We start from the raw sequence: 13658 nt of genomic DNA on the forward strand, positions 1-13658 counted from the left end.
AAAATCAAGTTGAAAGCCTTAGGCTTAAATTTCAACCCAATTTATCCATTTTAGGCCAAAACCTTTTCCATTTTTCCCTTTATTTCATCCAAACACAGATTGCCCAAACTGCCTTCGTGAGTGTGTTCAATATCCCGTTTTGGTTTAAAATTGCCATTTTCAATGGCCTTGCCCATAGTTTTGTAGGCATCACGGAAGGGCATGCCACTTTTTACGAGCTCGTTCAAGGTGTCCACACTAAAGAGGTAATCGTATTTGGGGTCTTCCAAAATGTTTTTGTTGACCTTGATTTCTTTTAGGCTGAAGGTCATCATCTCCAAACAGGCGTGCATATCCTGCAAAGCGGGAACAATAACTTCCTTCACCAATTGAAGATCTCTGTGGTAACCACTGGGCAAATTATTCATGATCATGATCAATTGGTTGGGCACCGCTTGAATTCTATTGCACTTGCCTCTGATCAATTCGAACACATCTGGGTTTTTCTTGTGTGGCATAATGCTGCTACCCGTAGTCAATTCGTTCGGAAAGGAAATAAAATCAAAATTCTGGCTCATGTACAGACAAATATCCATCGCCATTTTGGAAAGGGTAGCGGCAATGCTCGAAATTCCAAAGGCGGTAGCTTTTTCCACTTTGCCACGCCCCATTTGGGCGGCAACCACATTGTATTTTTGAGTGGAAAACTCCATTTCTTTCGTAGTGAAACTTCTATCGATAGGGAAGGAGCTTCCATAGCCCGCGGCGCTACCTAATGGGTTCTGGTCTGCCACTTTGTAAGCGGCCTGTACAAAGTACAGGTCATCCACCAAACTCTCCGCATAGGCCGAAAACCAAAGTCCGAAGGAGGAAGGCATCGCAATTTGTAAGTGGGTATATCCTGGCAACAAAACATTTTTATGTTTGTCGGCAAGGTTCATCAACAAGTCAAAAAGTGACTTTACCTGACTTTTGATTTCGGTCAGCTCATCTTTTAGAAACAATTGCATAGCCACAAGAACCTGATCATTTCTGGAACGGGCAGAATGGATTTTTTTCCCGGTATCCCCTAACTTTTCGGTCAGCATAAACTCAATTTTGGAGTGCATGTCCTCAAAATCCTCCTCAATGGTAAAATTGCCCTTTTCAATATCCTTGGCGATGGCATCCAATGCCTTTACAAGGTTTTTGGCTTCGTCTTCAGAAACCAATCCTACCTTACCCAACATTTTGGCATGCGCTTTGGAAGCGATCACATCATATTTTGCCAATACCAAATCGAGTTCGCGGTCGTTGCCAACGGTAAAATGGTCTATTTTTTTATCGGTACTGAATCCTTTGTCCCAGAGTTTCATACTATTCAATTATCAGTTGTCAATTATCAATAAACAATTCATCAATGTAAATTGCTTATTGTAAAAATCCCGTTAGGGTTTTGATGTAAATATCTATTCCTTCTTCAATCTCATTTACAAAAATAAATTCGTTGGCCGAGTGGGAACGTGTGCTGTCACCAGGTCCCAATTTTACCGATTGACAGGTCAGGGCAGCTTGATCGGACAAGGTAGGGGAACCATAGGTTTTTCTACCAAGGGCCAATCCACTTTTTACCAAATCATGGTCAGGGTCTATGCACGATGAGTTCAATCGTAAAGAACGAGGCGTCATTTTGCACGGTGCTTCCCTCTGAAGGATATCCGCTATTTCCTGATTACTGTAACAATCATTAACTCGAACATCAATCACCAAATCCACATGGCCCGGTACTACGTTGTGTTGGTTTCCTGCGTTGATTTGAGTGGTTGTTAATTTTACTTCGCCAAGCGCATCAGAAACTTTGTCAAAAGAATAATTTTTGAGCCATTGCAATACTTCAATTGTGTTGTAAATGGCGTTGTTGTCGTTGGGGTGTGCAGCGTGAGAGGGAGTTCCATCAACAACGGCATCAAAAACCACCAAACCTTTTTCGGCAATGGCCAAATCCATCAATGTGGGTTCGCCCACAATAGCTACATCAATTTGGGGCAGTATGGGAAGCAAAGCACGGATACTCTTCTCTCCCGCATCTTCTTCTTCACCCGTAGCAGCCATAATAATATTGTGGCTTAGATTTTCTTTCTCATAAAAATGAACAAAAGTGGCCAAAAGCGATACCAAACATCCCCCGGCATCATTACTGCCAAGACCATATAGTTTTCCATCTTCAACATGGGCGTTAAAAGGGTCTTTGGTGTAGGCACTGTTTGGTTTTACGGTATCGTGATGGGAATTGAGCAACAGGGTTGGTTTGCTTTCATCAAAATATTTGTTGAAGGCATAAATGTTGTTGTACTGCCGTAGGGTCTCGACCCCAAAACCCTGTAAAAATAACTCAATGGCATCACCTGTTTTGTCCTCTTCACCTGAAAAGGAAGGTGTGCTGATGAGTTTTGTCAGCAGTTCAATGGCTTTTTCCGTTAATATGTCCTGATTTATTTTCATAAGGTCAATGTGGTATAATCTGAATTGTCTGCTTCTAGCATATTCGTGTTTCCAACGCAAACTTTAGATACCTCGTTGCGTAAAGCATAAAAGCAGTTATGCATTTTGGGAAGCATTCCATCTGCAATAATGCCATAGGCCAAAAGTTCATCATAACCTTTTGAGTCGATATGCTGAATCACAGAGTTTTCATCCTCAATATCCTGAAGTACTCCTTTTTTCTCAAAGCAATAGTAAAGCGTTGTTTCAAATTGGTCGGACATGGCAATGGCCAGTTCTGCTGCTATGGTATCGGCATTGGTGTTCAACATTTGTCCTTTTCCATCGTGTGTGAGTGCGCAAAATATAGGGGTAAAACCTGCTTGCAATAATTTAAGAATAGCGTAGGTGTTTACCACATCTACATCGCCAACAAAGCCAAAATCAACATTTTTCTTAGGTCTTTTATGTGCTCGGATGGCATCGGCATCGGCACCGCTCATTCCAATGGCGTCGGTTCCCAATGCTTGTAATTGGGCCACTATTCTTTTGCTAAATAGTCCACCATAAATCATTAGGGCAATGTCCAGAGTTTCTGCATTGGTGATACGTCTTCCGTTTACCATTTTGGATTCAATCCCCAATTGATTTGCCAATTCCGTGGCTTTCTTTCCTCCTCCATGTACCAAAATTTTGTTTCCGTCCATTTTGGAAAATAGGTCTAAAACATGTTTAAATCCTTGGGTGTCTTCGATTAGGTTGCCTCCTATTTTTACTATGGATAATTTTTGTTTCATACTATGTATTTATAATTCCCCCATCAATGGTAACTGTGGTTCCGGTAATCCATGAACTATCATCAGAGACCAAAAAAAGCGCAAGTTTAGTAATATCTTCAGGTGTCCCCAACCTTTTTAACAGTGTAGTCTTTTTAGCTTCCTCAACGGCAGTTTCTGGATGTTCAAATGCCTTGGCGGATTCCCATAATAAAGGGGTGTCGACTGGACCCGGACAAATGGCATTTACCCTAATTTTAGGGGCGTAATCCACTGCTATTTGTTTCATTAAGGCTACCGATGCAGCTTTTGAAGCACAATAAGCTGGGTGATTTGGGAAACTCTTAAAGGCAGCGATTGAGGCATTGATCAAAATGTTACCTTGGGATTCTTGTAGTAAGTAGGGGAGCGCATATTTACAAAGATAAAATATGGAGCTCAAATTAGTGTTGATGGTTTTTTGCCAGGACTCAATGGATAGTTCTTGAACATTTCCTAATCCAAGAATACCAGCATTCAACGACAGGATATCCAATTTGCCAAAAGTTTCAATGGCGGTATCGACCAATTTTTTGTTGTACGATGGGTCGGTAATATCTCCAGAAATGAACACGGCATTATCCAGACTTTTTTCCAAAGCCACTCCTCTTTCTTGGCTTCTGCCAGAGAGTATCAACTTGGCACCTTCGGAGGAAAGCCCTTTGGCTATTGCTTTTCCCATTCCGCTTGTTGCTCCGGTGACTATACAGACCTTATCCTTTAGTTTCATTTGTTTTCCAATATTTTCTTCAATACAATTTGAGCTGAGAAAACCCTATTTTTTGCTTGTTCTACGACCAAGGATTGATCACTGTCCAAAACAGCATCTTCAACTATCATATTTCTACGAACCGGGAGACAGTGCATAAACCTGGCATTTCCCAGTTTTTCTTTTGTAATCATCCAATTTTTGTCCTTGTTCAAAACCTTCCCATAATCGGAATAACTGCTCCAATTTTTTACGTAGACGAAATCGGCATCCTCCAATGCTTTGTCTTGGTCGTATTCAATTTGGCATCCTTGGGTCAATTCTGGATTAAGTTCATATCCCTCTGGATGGGTAATAACGAAATCCGCCTCCTGCAACTTCATCATCTGTATAAATGAATTGGCCACCGCATGTGGTAATGCTTTTGGATGAGGAGCCCAAGAAAGTACGACTTTGGGTTTCTTTTTTGTTTCGTTCTCTTTCAAAGTTATGGCATCTGCCAAAGCTTGAAGTGGGTGACCCACTGAACTTTCCATATTCACTACAGGAATCGAAGCATGTTTGGCAAATCCATTAATTACTTCTTCCGCTTCGTCTTTCTCTTTGTCCTTCAATCCTGCAAACGCTCTTATCGCCAAAATATCGGAGTATTGGGAAACGACTTGTGCGGCTTCTTTGATGTGTTCCGAAGTGCCTTGATCCATTATGGTCCCATCACCGTATTCCAAAGCCCAGCCTTCATTGCCAAAATTCATGATCATTACTTCCATTCCAAGATTCATGGCTGCTTTTTGTGTGCTCAAGCGCGTCCTGAGGCTATTGTTGAAAAACAACAAACAGATTGTTTTTCGTTTGCCCAAATCTTCAAACTGATAAGGGTCTTTTTTTAGGGTTATAGCTTCATCTACCCAATCGGGCAGGGATTCTATATCGTTTACTGTTAAATAATGCTTCATTATAATGCTTTTTTGAGCGCTTCAAAAAATAGGTCTATGTCTTCTTGGGTGATATTCAATGCAGGCAAGAACCGTAACAATTTTTTGTTTTTTGCACTTCCTGTAAACATATGTTGCTCCACTATCATTTTTTTTCTGAGGTCGGCGATTTCGAAGTCAAACTCCAGACCAATCATCAACCCTTTTCCTTTTACGTTTTTGATTTCTGGTATCTCCGCAGCTTTTTCCCTGAAATAGTTGCCAAGTTTAGCGGCATTTCCCATCAATTTTTCATCCTCCAGAACTTCCAAAACTGCAAGACATGCGGCACAGGCCAAATGGTTACCACCAAAGGTGGTTCCCAAAAGCCCGTAGGATGGTTTAAAAGAGTCATGGATCAAGATGCCACCAACGGGGAAACCGTTCCCCATGCCTTTAGCTATAGAAATAATGTCGGGTTGAATACCGTGATGTTGAAAAGCAAAGAATTTACCACTTCGTCCGTAGCCTGATTGTACTTCATCTGCAATAAGAACTATGTTGTTTTCCTTACATTTTTTAGCAATGAATTGAAAGAACTCCGTAGTCGGTTCATCCAAACCGCCCACGCCCTGAATGGCTTCCAGGATTACGGCGCAATATTCATCAGAAGTAATTGCTTTTTCAAAAGCTTCCTTATCGTTCAATGGCAAAAAAGTAACCTCTTGTTGTTTGTTGATTGGGGCATTGATGCTAGGATTGTCCGTGGCAGCAACGGCGGCCGAGGTTCTCCCGTGAAAACTATTGGTGAAAGCGATTACTTTGGATTTCCCAGTGTGGAAAGAGGCCATTTTTAAGGCATTTTCATTGGCTTCCGCCCCGGAATTGCACATAAAAAGGGCATAATCCTCGCATGTGGACATTTTACCCAATTTATGGGCAAGTTCCTGCTGGAGTGGATTTTGAACCGAGTTGCTGTAAAACGCTATGTTGTCCAGTTGTTCCTTGATTCGCTTTACGTAGTGCGGGTGTGTGTGCCCGATGGAAATTACAGCATGTCCGCCATAAAAATCCAGATACTTTTCTCCTTTGTCATCCCAGACCTCAATGCCCTTTGCCTTTATTGGCGTGACATCATAAAGTGGGTATACGTCGAATAATTTCATAATCTTTTAATTGTCACCTCGAGCGCAGTCGAGAGGTGTTTTTATATTTTTCTTCAATAAAGGTCTCGCATCTCGACTCCGCTCTATATGAGAGCACGACCTAACATTTTTATCCTTTTCTGATTTGGCTAATTTTCTCAAACGAGGATACAATTCCCCTGATCAATGATGAGCTCAAGCCTTGGTGCTCCATTTCGTTCAAACCTTCAATGGTGCATCCTTTAGGTGTGGTCACCCTGTCAATTTCTTCCTCCGGATGGCTACCGGATTCAATCAATAGACTTGCGGCTCCGTTACAGGTGTGCATGGCCAATTCTTGAGCTTCTTTTGCATCAAACCCCAATTGAATGGCACCTTGTGTCGTGGCACGAATCAATCGCATCCAAAAGGCAATACCACTAGCGCAGATTACCGTTGCGGCTTGCATTTGTTCCTCAGGAATTTCCATAGTATGGCCCATACGATTAAAAATAGCCTTGGCCAGATCAACCCGTTTTTTTCCAAGCTCATTGCTGCAGATGCAGGTCATGGATTTACCTACCGAAATGGCCGTGTTGGGCATACTTCGGATGATAAACTTGTCCGAACCTATGATTTCCTCAATTTTAGGAATACGGAAACCCGTAATGGTACTGATCACCACATGTTTTTCGGTGAGCAGGTCTTTGGTTTCTTCTAAAATGGAAGCAAAATGTCCCGGTTGTACAGCAAAAACAAGGATATCCGAATTTTTGACAGCTTCTTGGTTATCAGAAGTAACGGTTACATTTCCATAATTTTCAAATTCCTTGATGGATTTGGTGTTTCGCTTGGTCAGGTACATCGTGGTGGCTCCGTTGCTGTGCAAAATGCCTTTAGCAATGGCCATTCCTAAATTTCCCGCTCCTATGATGGCTATTTTCATTTGTTGTTTTATTTGTCATTCCTGTGCAAGCAGGAATCTGGTTTAGTTGTACCCTTGGACTACGCTCAGGATACCTGTTTTAAAATACTCCTGCTTTTAACAACAGGCCTTCGGTTTCTGGGAAACCGAACATCAAATTCATATTTTGGACTGCTTGTCCCGATGCCCCTTTCAATAAATTATCAATGGCAGAGGTAATCAAAAGGAGGTCATCGTGTTTGTGCAAATGGATGTGGCATTGGTTGGTGTTCACTACTTGTTTCAAATGCAGTTCATCTTCCGACATATGTGTAAACGCGGCAGCTTTGTAAAAGTCGTTGTACAACTGTTTTGCTTCTACCAAGCTGCCGTCGTATTTGGTGTAAGCCGTGGCTAAAATCCCTCTGGTAAAGTTGCCTCGGTTCGGCAAGAACATTAATTTGCCCACGGATTTCCCGAAGGAGTTCAAGCTTTCCCCGATTTCTCCCAAATGTTGATGGGTAAAAGGTTTGTACCAAGAAACATTGTTGTTCCTCCAGCTAAAATGTGAGGTTGCGGATAACCCAACACCTGCGCCTGTACTTCCTGTAACGGCGTTTATATGGACGTCATCGCTCAATAAACTTGCTTTTGCTAAGGGCAACAACGCCAATTGAATTGCCGTGGCAAAACAACCTGGGTTGGCAATGGCCTCAGCAGCTTGTATGGCAGACTTGTTCAATTCGGGAAGCCCATAAATAAATCTTTGACCGTTAAAAACAGAATCAGCTTGTAATCTGAAATCGTTACTTAGGTCGATGATTTTTGTTGATGCCGAAAACTGGTTCTCGTTCAAAAATGAAGTCGAATTACCGTGTCCCAAACAAAGAAAGACAACGTCAACATTTGGATTTATCGCTCCAGAAAACTTCAATTCCGTTTGTCCCAACAAGTCTTGATGGGCAGAGGTAATCGGCTTGCCGGCTCTCGTGGTGCTGTACACAAAGTCAATTTCGGTTTGAGGATGGTTGAGCAATAACCTGATCAGTTCCCCACCTGTGTATCCAGAGCCTCCTATGATTCCTACCTTGATCATGAATCCTGGTTTACGTGGTTTGCAATTTTTCCGGAGTTGGACAAAATTTTGATGAAACCTTTGGCCTCATCAGCTGTCCAACCTTTGTTCATTTCACCATAACTTCCAAAGGAAGCGTTCATCAAATCGTGCTTGGAAGAGATTCCGTTTAATTCAAATCTGTAAGGGTGCAAGGTAACAAATACATCTCCCGACACATGTTTTTGAGTGTCGGACAAAAAGACCTCGATATTTCGCATAACCTCGTCCAAATAGTTTCCTTCGTGCAACAACATTCCATAAAAGTTGCCCATTTGCTCTTTTTGGTATTGTTGCCATTTGCTCAAAGTGTGTTTTTCCAACAAATGGTGCGCTTTTATGATGATCAAGGGAGCAGCAGCTTCAAAACCTACTCTTCCTTTAATTCCAATAATGGTATCGCCAACGTGAATATCCCTTCCGATGGCATACTTGGAGGCAATGGCGGATAATTTTTCGATGTTCGCCACAGGGCCGTCCTGTTCTCCATCCAAAGCAACTAGCTCACCATTTTTAAAGGTCAACTTTAATTCTTTGGGTAATTCTTTTTCCAATTGACTTGGGTAGGCACTCTCCGGTAAGGACAGGTGAGAGGTCAATGTTTCGTCACCTCCAACGGATGTTCCCCATAACCCTCTATTGATGGAATATTTAGCCTTTTCCCATGGGTAGTCGATTCCGTTCTGTTGTAGATATTCGATTTCTTCTTCCCTTGCCAATTTTTTATCTCTGATTGGGGTAATGATTTGAATTTCCGGGGCGAGGATTTGAAAAATCATGTCAAATCTTACTTGATCGTTGCCAGCACCTGTACTTCCGTGGGCTATGTATTTGGCCCCGATTTTTTTGGCATGGTTCACAATCTCGATGGCCTGCACAATTCGTTCGGCACTTACCGAAAGCGGATAAGTGTTATTTCTAAGCACATTTCCGAAGATGAGGTATTTTACCACCTTATCATAAAAGGTGGAAACGGCATCGATGCTAGAGTAGGAGGTGGCACCCAAGGCGAGTGCCTTTTCTTCAATCTCCTCTATTTCAGCTTTGCTGAAACCTCCAGTATTTACACTAACGGCATGCACTTCGAATCCCTCTTCTTGCGAAAGATATTTGGCACAATATGAGGTGTCCAATCCGCCACTATAAGCTATAACTAATTTTTCCATTTTTTTGATTCTTTAAATATTGTTGTCATACGGAGCGTTCTGGACTACGCTTGAATGGACATTTATTTATCTTTCTTTTTGAGAAAAAGGCTTTCTTTTATGCTTTTTAATCTTTTAAAGGCCTTTTTGTTTATTTTTTCAGGTTCTTGCTTTTGCGCTTTTGGGTCGTGCAACATTCCTGTGCAGAGGCACATTTTTCTGTCGGTTCGTGTGAGAATGTCAAAATTCTTGCAGGTTTGACAGCCTTTCCAGAATTCGGGGTCGTCCGTAAGTTCGGAAAAGGTTACAGGTTTATAGCCGAGCTCGTAGTTCATCTTCATTACAGCCAGTCCTGTGGTGATACCAAAAATTTTGGCGTCGGGGAATTTTTTTCGCGATAGGTCAAAAACTGCTTTCTTGATTTTCTTGGCAAGTCCTTGATTTCTATAATCGGGATGCACAATCAAGCCCGAGTTGGCCACAAAGTCCTTGTTTCCCCAGACTTCGATATAGCAGAATCCCGCAAATTTATCACCATCCAAAGCAATAATGGCATTACCGTTTTGGAGACGTTTGATGATATATTCCGGCGTACGCCTGGCGATACCAGTACCTCGGACTTTGGCCGAATCGGTGATGGTATCACTTATGATTTGTGCGTATTTAAAATGAGATTCGTTAGCAACAATAATTTCCATTGCAAGCGATTGTTCTGTAAAAAATTGAAAAAAAGTATTTGGAGATTTTGCGGAAATGGACTCACCTATTTCCAATAGTTATGTTGCACCCTTACGGGCGACGACGGCGGGGAGTAAACGGACTGATGGGAGCAGTGATGCTCAAAGTAGATAATATGTACAGTTGTCCTTTCATTCTGGGGCTAATGTACAAATTAATTCGAATTAGGCTAAGGTTGGAATTATTTTTTGAAGAAATATAACTTTTTTGGCCTGTTACTTATCATTTCATAAATAAAAAAGCCAATTACCAAAATGTATTCAATAGCCAGTAACCAGAGATTTTCCTTGTAGTCTGGATTGGAATAGGCATAGTAGCTCAGAATAATGGTGCAGGACCATACCAAAGGGAACCTATAATTAGTAAAGATGGCAAAACCCAGCAAGAATACCACGTACCAAGGGTGAACGGTACTTGACAGAAAATAATAAGTAGCAAGTGCTAACACTATAGAGGTGATGACATCCTCCAATTTGCGGTTTTTCCGTAGGAAGGCAATTAGCAACACAATAACAATGACTGCTTTTTTAAGCATGGAGCCATAGGAATCGATAAGTTCCCATGGTTTGGCCTCATAATAGGTGACGGCTATCTTTTTTACTACATTGTAAATGCTGGCATTGAATTCAAAATTGGAAAACCACAGTCCAACGGTCTCAGCATAATTATCAATAAAAACAGGAGAGTAAAATGGGAGTAGCAGGGCTGCACACCCCAATATAACGAGGGTATAAAAAACAGCACTCTTTTTAAATCCAAAATATCTTATAAAGATGGGTAAAAATAGTAGGGGCATCAATTTTACCATAATAGAGATGGCATAAATGGGTGTTGCCCATAACCACTTGTTTTTTGATATGAGGTACAAGGCCCACACAAAAAAGAAGAGCATTACTCCTTCAAAATGGAGGTTGCCGGTGAGTTCAATAATGACCAATGGATTTAAAAAGTACCAAAAAGTCATGTGATTGGCCTTGTTCAGGTTCTGTAACAGCTTTCTTCCAAAATAAAGCACACCGAAGTCTGCCAGGATTACGGTTAAACGCATGACAATCATGGAACCCATTACGCTTCCTCCACCTAAAATTGAAGCGAGTGCGAAAAGAATTTGGTTGACCGGCGGGTAGTTGCTGTAGTGCCGAGCGTTGAGAGTGCTCATGCCTTCATGGAGCTCATTCATGCTGGCAAAGGACACCGTACCTTGCTCCATAATTTGGTCAGGGGTATACAAATAGGGATTAATGCCGTTTTTAATGAGTTCGCCATCCCAAATAAATCGGTAAAAATCTTGTGAAAGGTTGGGTTCTGCAATCAAAAATACCAACCTAAACAGGATTCCGACAATCAAAAGGAATTTGAAGTTCCATTTTTCGAATTGGATGAGTTTGTAGCACAAGAAAAAGAGTGCTCCAAAAAGCATGAACAACTTTACAAAATCCGTGCGGACCAAGTTGTAAGCAAAGCTCCAATAGAATAAAATACAAGCGACAGCAAAAAGTATCGGGTATCTATGCAGTCGCCAATAAGATTGCATGTGTATGGATTAGGCCTTGGAAGTTAAGGATTTAAAGAATACAAACCCGAAACCTAGGAACAACATTAGGTGGAAAGGAAACAATCCGTAGTCGTTCAACGGTATGGCGCTGTACATTCCGAAAAGGAAATAAATCATCAAGGCAAACTCCAAGATCATGTTGGGCGACAATTTGGTGGTCAAATATTTATTGCCCTTCCAGGTGTCTTTAATACTATTGATGTTGAATTTTGGAGTTCTAACAAATTCACTTCGTTTTCCCAAATGTCCTTCCAAAACAGCTACGCTATTGTGCAAAGAGAAGCCCAATGCCACGGAGAAGAAGGTAAAGAAGAGTTTAATGTAATCCACAAAATTATCAAAACTACTCCCCTGAATACTCTTGTAAGTAAACCAATAACACACAAATAGGATGATGGTACTTAAGATGAAGAAGCTGGTTACCTCAAATACCCAGCCTAAATGTCCGTAAGTATTTTTGATGTAGAGCATTGGAATGCTCAACAAAGCTACGGTGAATACGCATAGGAACATTGAGCTGTTCAACAAATGCATTACACCGTGAAATTTTGTTTTAAAAGGTATGTTTTTGGAAGTGATAACACTCCAAACTGTTTTTCTAAAGTTTTCGGCTCCACCTTTGTTCCAACGGAATTGTTGCGAACGTGCTGCACTAATGACCACGGGAAGCTCAGCTGGGGTTTCCACATCTTCCAAATATTTAAATTTCCAATTTTTCAATTGTGCACGGTAGCTCAGATCCAAATCTTCGGTAAGGGTATCGCCTTCCCAGTTGCCTGCATCCAAAATGCATTCCTTTCTCCAAATACCTGCGGTACCGTTAAAGTTGATAAAGTGCCCTTTGGAATTTCTTCCTACTTGCTCTAAGGTAAAGTGGGCATCCAAAGCAAAGGCCTGAATACGGGTAAGGGTGGAGTAATCTCTATTGATGTGTCCCCAACGGGTTTGCACAACACCAATTTCTTCATCCTTGAAGTAAGGAACGGTCTTTTTCAACCAATCTGCCTCGGGAAGGAAATCTGCATCAAAAATGGCGATAAAGTCACCTTTGGCGATTTCCAAACCTTCTTTAAGGGCTCCTGCCTTAAATCCTTTGCGGTTTTCCCTACGGATGTGTTGAATGTCCAAACCGGTTTCTTGAAGTTCTTTGACCCTTTGGGCTGTTTCTAAAACCGAATCATCTGTGGAGTCGTCCAACACTTGGATTTCCAATTTACTTTTCGGGTATTCTATTTTGGCGATGTTGTCCAACAAACGCTCCATTACATACTCCTCGTTGTAGATGGGAAGTTGTATTGTTACGAACGGAATTTCTTTGGGATCGAGCAGGTTGAATTTTGGGGCTTCTTCGTTTCGTTTTTTATAACCGAGATAGTTTACCAAGAGATTCAACTGCGCAAGGCTGTAGAAGAATATCAAAAGTAAGGCGAAACTGTAAATAGCAATGATGATGTAAGCGATAGCAAGTCCCATTATTTTAAACTGTATTTAAAGATCCAACCCAATATTTTTACGCCCGCAAATATAGTACCTTTTACCGTACCTGATACTTTTGAGATGCCAATTCTTCGTTTGTAACGTACTGGTACTTCGATATATGACATTTTTTTTCTCAAAATTTTCAATTGCATTTCCACAGTCCACCCATAAGTTGTGTCCTGCATTTCCAATTCTTTGAGCTTTTCATATTTTATCGCCCTAAAAGGTCCTAAATCCGTAAATTTTGACCTGAAAAACAATCGCATTAAAAATGTGGCCAAATTGTTTCCAAAAACTTGTTGTGGAGTCATGGAACCTGGTTCGCGAAGTGATTTTTTTCGCGCTCCAATCACAAAATCAATGTCATTTTCCAAAATTGGGGCGACAATCTTATCCAATTCTTCCGGATAATCTGAATAGTCTCCGTCGATAAATACGATAATATTGGGTGTTTTGGATTGTTCGGATATGTATTTTAATCCTTTTAAACAGGCAAACCCATAGCCCTTGCGGTTTTCAGCGATTACAGTTGCCCCTGCTTTTTTTGCATTTGCTACGGTATCGTCCGACGAACCGTTGTCCACGACCACAATTTCGGATACGTGTTCTGGTATTTCTGAAACTACCAAACCAATGGAATCTCCTTCGTTGATAGCTGGGATAATAACTTTGATATTCGCCATTGGCAAGAATAATTTTAGTTAGTGTTTAAGTTGGCAAAA

The 13658-nt window shown here is 41.3% G+C and carries 13 protein-coding genes; all 13 read right to left on the reverse strand.

Annotation, left to right across the window (positions count from 1 at the left end; all coding sequences use genetic code 11):
• Nucleotides 1-50: 50 nt before the first annotated feature.
• Nucleotides 51-1334 carry an argininosuccinate lyase gene (argH, locus tag ACQQ5U_RS07940; protein WP_437396578.1) on the reverse strand — a complete coding sequence of 428 codons (1284 nt, stop codon included), beginning with the start codon at nt 1332-1334 and terminating at the stop codon, nt 51-53.
• 55 nt (nt 1335-1389) lie between these two features.
• Nucleotides 1390-2460, reverse strand: a complete 1071-nt coding sequence (locus ACQQ5U_RS07945; RefSeq protein WP_437396580.1) for a M20 family metallo-hydrolase — start codon at nt 2458-2460, stop codon at nt 1390-1392.
• Entirely contained in the window at nt 2457-3236 is a 780-nt protein-coding gene (gene argB / locus ACQQ5U_RS07950) for an acetylglutamate kinase (protein ID WP_437396582.1), read from the reverse strand. Before argB ends, ACQQ5U_RS07945 begins: the two co-directional genes overlap by 4 nt.
• Before the next feature lies 1 nt (nt 3237).
• On the reverse strand, nt 3238-3984 hold the full coding sequence (locus tag ACQQ5U_RS07955) for an SDR family NAD(P)-dependent oxidoreductase (RefSeq protein WP_437396583.1): 747 nt from the start codon (nt 3982-3984) through the stop codon (nt 3238-3240).
• Nucleotides 3981-4919, reverse strand: a complete 939-nt coding sequence (locus ACQQ5U_RS07960) for an acetylornithine carbamoyltransferase (protein WP_437396585.1) — start codon at nt 4917-4919, stop codon at nt 3981-3983. Before ACQQ5U_RS07960 ends, ACQQ5U_RS07955 begins: the two co-directional genes overlap by 4 nt.
• Nucleotides 4919-6043, reverse strand: a complete 1125-nt coding sequence (locus ACQQ5U_RS07965) for an aspartate aminotransferase family protein (RefSeq protein WP_437396587.1) — start codon at nt 6041-6043, stop codon at nt 4919-4921. The genes ACQQ5U_RS07960 and ACQQ5U_RS07965 overlap by 1 nt, the downstream gene beginning before the upstream one ends.
• Nucleotides 6044-6152: 109 nt before the next feature.
• Complete coding sequence (gene proC / locus ACQQ5U_RS07970) at nt 6153-6947, reverse strand: pyrroline-5-carboxylate reductase (protein WP_437396589.1); 795 nt, start codon at nt 6945-6947, stop codon at nt 6153-6155.
• Nucleotides 6948-7026: 79 nt separating this feature from the next.
• Entirely contained in the window at nt 7027-8001 is a 975-nt protein-coding gene (argC, locus tag ACQQ5U_RS07975; protein ID WP_437396591.1) for an N-acetyl-gamma-glutamyl-phosphate reductase, read from the reverse strand.
• Entirely contained in the window at nt 7998-9185 is a 1188-nt protein-coding gene (gene argG / locus ACQQ5U_RS07980; RefSeq protein WP_437396592.1) for an argininosuccinate synthase, read from the reverse strand. The genes argC and argG overlap by 4 nt, the downstream gene beginning before the upstream one ends.
• 62 nt (nt 9186-9247) lie before the next feature.
• On the reverse strand, nt 9248-9862 hold the full coding sequence (locus tag ACQQ5U_RS07985; protein WP_288935457.1) for a GNAT family N-acetyltransferase: 615 nt from the start codon (nt 9860-9862) through the stop codon (nt 9248-9250).
• 221 nt (nt 9863-10083) lie between these two features.
• Nucleotides 10084-11436 (reverse strand): glycosyltransferase 87 family protein, encoded by a 1353-nt coding sequence (locus ACQQ5U_RS07990; protein ID WP_437396594.1) that lies wholly within the window; start codon nt 11434-11436, stop codon nt 10084-10086.
• A 9-nt stretch (nt 11437-11445) separates the two neighbouring features.
• Nucleotides 11446-12930 (reverse strand): cellulose synthase family protein, encoded by a 1485-nt coding sequence (locus ACQQ5U_RS07995; protein ID WP_437396595.1) that lies wholly within the window; start codon nt 12928-12930, stop codon nt 11446-11448.
• Nucleotides 12930-13619: a glycosyltransferase family 2 protein gene (locus ACQQ5U_RS08000; protein ID WP_437396596.1), complete on the reverse strand. Its 690-nt coding sequence runs from the start codon at nt 13617-13619 to the stop codon at nt 12930-12932. Before ACQQ5U_RS08000 ends, ACQQ5U_RS07995 begins: the two co-directional genes overlap by 1 nt.
• Nucleotides 13620-13658: the final 39 nt, after the last annotated feature.

It is taken from the genome of Flagellimonas lutimaris, assembly GCF_051494225.1.
In the GTDB taxonomy this organism is placed as follows: Bacteria; Bacteroidota; Bacteroidia; order Flavobacteriales; family Flavobacteriaceae; genus Flagellimonas; species Flagellimonas lutimaris_A.

Coding starts and splice junctions, on each gene's coding strand:
- ACQQ5U_RS08000 (WP_437396596.1), bottom strand. CDS start 13,619: ATGGCGAATATCAAAGTTATTATCCCAGCTATCAACGAAGGAGATTCC.
- argG (WP_437396592.1), bottom strand. CDS start 9,185: ATGGAAAAATTAGTTATAGCTTATAGTGGCGGATTGGACACCTCATAT.
- ACQQ5U_RS07990 (WP_437396594.1), bottom strand. CDS start 11,436: ATGCAATCTTATTGGCGACTGCATAGATACCCGATACTTTTTGCTGTC.
- ACQQ5U_RS07965 (WP_437396587.1), bottom strand. CDS start 6,043: ATGAAATTATTCGACGTATACCCACTTTATGATGTCACGCCAATAAAG.
- ACQQ5U_RS07995 (WP_437396595.1), bottom strand. CDS start 12,930: ATGGGACTTGCTATCGCTTACATCATCATTGCTATTTACAGTTTCGCC.
- argB (WP_437396582.1), bottom strand. CDS start 3,236: ATGAAACAAAAATTATCCATAGTAAAAATAGGAGGCAACCTAATCGAA.
- ACQQ5U_RS07945 (WP_437396580.1), bottom strand. CDS start 2,460: ATGAAAATAAATCAGGACATATTAACGGAAAAAGCCATTGAACTGCTG.
- ACQQ5U_RS07960 (WP_437396585.1), bottom strand. CDS start 4,919: ATGAAGCATTATTTAACAGTAAACGATATAGAATCCCTGCCCGATTGG.
- ACQQ5U_RS07955 (WP_437396583.1), bottom strand. CDS start 3,984: ATGAAACTAAAGGATAAGGTCTGTATAGTCACCGGAGCAACAAGCGGA.
- argH (WP_437396578.1), bottom strand. CDS start 1,334: ATGAAACTCTGGGACAAAGGATTCAGTACCGATAAAAAAATAGACCAT.
- proC (WP_437396589.1), bottom strand. CDS start 6,947: ATGAAAATAGCCATCATAGGAGCGGGAAATTTAGGAATGGCCATTGCT.
- argC (WP_437396591.1), bottom strand. CDS start 8,001: ATGATCAAGGTAGGAATCATAGGAGGCTCTGGATACACAGGTGGGGAA.
- ACQQ5U_RS07985 (WP_288935457.1), bottom strand. CDS start 9,862: ATGGAAATTATTGTTGCTAACGAATCTCATTTTAAATACGCACAAATC.